This is a genomic window from Deltaproteobacteria bacterium, from assembly GCA_009930495.1.
GTDB lineage: Bacteria > Desulfobacterota > Desulfovibrionia > Desulfovibrionales > Desulfomicrobiaceae > Desulfomicrobium.
Map to the genome: position 1 here is coordinate 1 of RZYB01000230.1, position 3,435 is coordinate 3,435.

The following is a 3,435-nucleotide window of genomic DNA, read 5'->3' on the forward strand; positions in this document are numbered from 1 at the left end:
CATTTCGATCTCCTGGCCCGGATGCGCTCCCGTAAACCCAAAACCACCGAGGCGGAATGACCATGCAGACACTCGCTCTTTTCGCCTACGTCTTCTACCTGGCCATCATCGCCATCGGCGGCTTCGCGGCCGTGACCAACACCAATCTGGTCCGGGCCCTGGTCGGCCTGGTGGCGGCCATGTTCGGAGTCGCGGGCATGTACTTCCTGATGAACGCACCCTTCGTGGGCCTGATGCAGCTTCTCATCTATGTCGGCGCCATCAGCGTGCTCATCTTCTTCGCCATCATGCTGACCAAGGCCCCGGCCGGCAGCGAAGAACAAAAACCCTCGCCACGTAAATCCAAGGCCGTGTTGGCCGCCATGGGGCCGGTCGTGCTCCTGGCCGTGGTCTGTCTCAAGGCCTTCACCCAGACCGTGGACGTGCCCGTGGAAAACGACATCAAGGAACTGGGTCAGGGCCTGCTTGGCACCTATGGACTCGCCTTTGAACTTATCTCCGTGGTGCTGCTGGTGGCCATGGCCGGCGCGGTGCTCCTGGGCTTCAAACGACGGGAGGAAGCATGAACTCGCTCTTTCTTTTCCATCTGGCGGGGCTCCTGCTCCTGGGCCTGGGCCTCTATGGCCTGATCCAGCGCCGGACCCTGGTGGGCATGCTCATCAGCATCGAATTGCTCCTGAATGGCGCGGGAATGTCCATCGTCGCCTCGGCCAAGCTGACCGGAGCCGATGACGTACTGGGCCAGCTGTCCGCGCTTTTGATCATGGGCTTGGCCGCCGCCGAGGCGACCCTTGTTCTGGCCATCATCCTGGTGGTCCTGCGGCGCTTCGGCTCCGTGGAAACCGACACCATCGCGACACTGAGGGACTAAATGGAAACACCAATCCTCCTTCTCCCCCTCATCATCACCGGACTGGCCCCCCTGGGCATCTGGTATTTCGGCAAGGACCAGGATCGCCGCGAGGCGGTCTCCTTCGCGGCCGCGGCCCTGACCTTCCTGTTCATGCTCTGGCTGGTCCCGGGCGTGCTCGGCGGCGTCATCAGAACCTTCACCGTGTTCACCATCCTGCCGGGCATCACCGTCAAGCTCTGCGCCGACGGCCTGACCATGATCTTCGGCATCGTGGCCAGCTTTCTGTGGTTCCTGGCTACCAGCTACAACATCGGATACATGCGCGGCCTGAAGGAACACGCCCAGACCCGCTACTACTTCTGCTTCGCCATCGCCATTTTCGGCGCGGTGGGCGTGGCCATGAGCGCGAACATCTTCACGCTCTATCTCTTCTACGAGATCATCTCCATCTTCACCTACCCGCTGGTCGCCCATCATCAAGACGAGGAAGGCTACAGCGGGGCGCGCAAGTACATGGTCTACCTCATGGGCACCTCGAAGCTTTTCCTGCTTCCGGCCATGGTCCTGACCTACGTGCTTTGCGGCACCCTCGACTTCCAGCTCGGCGACGTGGTCCACGGCATTTTCCCGGCCGACGCCAACCCGATGCTGGTCCAGCTGACCTACGTGCTCTACATCGCGGGTCTGGCCAAGGCGGCGCTGATGCCCTTCCACAACTGGCTGCCCTCGGCCATGGTCGCGCCCACGCCGGTCTCGGCCCTGCTGCACGCGGTGGCCGTGGTCAAGGCGGGCGTGTTTTCGGTCAGTCGAATCATCCTGTCCGGATTTGGCCTGGAAACCATGGACGCCCTGAACCTGGGCATTCCCACGGCCTATCTGGCCGCGTTCACCATCGTGGTCGCCTCCATCATCGCCCTGACCAAGGATGACCTCAAAGCCCGACTGGCCTATTCCACGGTCAGCCAGCTGTCCTACGTCATCATCGGCGTGACCATGCTCACCCCCGACGCCGTCACCGGCGGTCTGGCCCACATCGCCCACCACGCCTTCTCCAAGATCACCCTCTTCTTCGCGGCCGGGGCCATCTACGTGGCCACGCACAACAAGAAGATCAGTCTCATGGGCGGGTTCGGACGCAAGATGCCCATCACCTTCGGCATGTTCAGTCTCGCGGCCCTGTCCATGATCGGCATGCCTCCGGTGTGCGGATTCGTGTCCAAATGGTACCTGATCAATGGTGCCATGCAGGCCCACCAGATCATTCTCCTCTGCGCGCTCCTGGGCAGCACGATTTTGAATGCCGGCTACTTCACTCCGATCATCTACCGGGCCTTCTTCATGCCCCCTAGCCCGGAAGTGGACTTTGAGCACTACTCCGAGCCGTCCATGACCATGGTCATCCCCCTGGCCATCACGGCCTGCATCAGCGTGACCCTGGGCTTCTTCCCGCAGATATTCTTCGCCTTCATCAACATTTTCACACGATTTGGAGGCTAGCCATGGAAGCAAGCAAACTTGGCGAACTCCTGGGCAATGCCCGCCAACACCCTGTTTTCTGGAAATATATCATGTACGCCATCATGGTCGTGCTCGTGGCTTTGAACGTCATCATCCGGCCGCACCATCCGCACTTCGCCGGAGAATGGATGCCCGGATTCTGGGCTGTGTTCTCTCTGGTCGCCACCATCGCCATGGTGCGCGCCTGCAAGGGAGCGGCCCATACCTTCCTCGGCAAAAAGGAGGGCTATTATGACCGCTAGTTTTCAGCATCCGTCCGTGCCGTTTCTGATCGCGGCGGTCCTCATCCCGTTCATCAAGACCGACAAATACCGCTGGCTGCTGCCCATTCCGGCCATCATGGCCGTGGCCTCGGTCCTGACCATGCCCCAGGGCGTGCATGGGGCGCTCCACTATCTGGGGCAGATCCTGACCACGGGCCGGGTGGACAGCCTGTCCCTGGTTTTCGCCCACGTCTTCGCGATCCAGTCGGTCATCGGCTTCATCTATGCCCTGCACCTCAAGGACAAGGCCCAGCACGTGGCCGCCAACCTCTACGTGGCCGGCGGGTTCGGCTGCGTTTTCGCCGGTGACTATCTGACCCTGTTTGTCTTTTGGGAGTTGATGAGCATCGCCTCGACCATGCTCATCTGGCTGAACCGCGCGCCCCGATCCACGGCCGCCGGCTTCCGCTACTTCCTGTTCCACACCATGGGCGGGCTGATGCTCCTGGCGGGCATGTTGATCCGCTACAAAACCACGGGCAGCTTCGCCTTCGAAGCCATCGCGCCCGACGCGGCCCAGTGGTATGACTACCTCATCCTGGCCGGATTCTGCGTCAACGCCGCTGTCGTGCCCCTGCACGCCTGGCTGCCCGACGCCTACCCCCGCGCGACCATCACCGGCGCGGTCTTCATGTCCGCCTACACCACCAAAACGGCCGTGTATGTGCTTCTGCGCGGGTTCTCGGGTTTTGAGGTTCTGGCCATCGGCGGGACCATCATGGCCATCTACGGCGTCTGCTACGCGACCATCGAGAACAACGCCCGGCGCATCCTGTCCTACCACATCGTGTCCCAGGTCGG

The 3,435-nt window shown here is 61.8% G+C and carries 5 protein-coding genes; all 5 read left to right on the top strand.

The features are described from left to right. Nucleotides 1-62: 62 nt before the first annotated feature. Nucleotides 63-566, top strand: a complete 504-nt coding sequence (locus EOL86_12985; protein ID NCD26488.1) for an NADH-quinone oxidoreductase subunit J — start codon at nucleotides 63-65, stop codon at nucleotides 564-566. After that, nucleotides 563-871, top strand: a complete 309-nt coding sequence (gene nuoK, locus EOL86_12990) for an NADH-quinone oxidoreductase subunit NuoK (GenBank protein NCD26489.1) — start codon at nucleotides 563-565, stop codon at nucleotides 869-871. Before EOL86_12985 ends, nuoK begins: the two co-directional genes overlap by 4 nt. Further along, nucleotides 872-2,350, top strand: a complete 1,479-nt coding sequence (locus EOL86_12995; GenBank protein ID NCD26490.1) for a monovalent cation/H+ antiporter subunit D family protein — start codon at nucleotides 872-874, stop codon at nucleotides 2,348-2,350. Nucleotides 2,351-2,352: 2 nt separating this feature from the next. Continuing rightward, nucleotides 2,353-2,613, top strand: a complete 261-nt coding sequence (locus tag EOL86_13000) for a hypothetical protein (protein NCD26491.1) — start codon at nucleotides 2,353-2,355, stop codon at nucleotides 2,611-2,613. Continuing rightward, the coding region (locus EOL86_13005) for a Na+/H+ antiporter subunit D (protein ID NCD26492.1) at nucleotides 2,603-3,435 on the top strand (833 nt) is incomplete at its 3' end. The genes EOL86_13000 and EOL86_13005, both read left to right, overlap by 11 nt.

Bases quoted from the DNA above. Each gene is read 5' to 3' on its own strand.
- EOL86_12985 (NCD26488.1), top strand. From the start codon at position 63: ATGCAGACACTCGCTCTTTTCGCCTACGTCTTCTACCTGGCCATCATC.
- nuoK (NCD26489.1), top strand. From the start codon at position 563: ATGAACTCGCTCTTTCTTTTCCATCTGGCGGGGCTCCTGCTCCTGGGC.
- EOL86_12995 (NCD26490.1), top strand. From the start codon at position 872: ATGGAAACACCAATCCTCCTTCTCCCCCTCATCATCACCGGACTGGCC.
- EOL86_13000 (NCD26491.1), top strand. From the start codon at position 2,353: ATGGAAGCAAGCAAACTTGGCGAACTCCTGGGCAATGCCCGCCAACAC.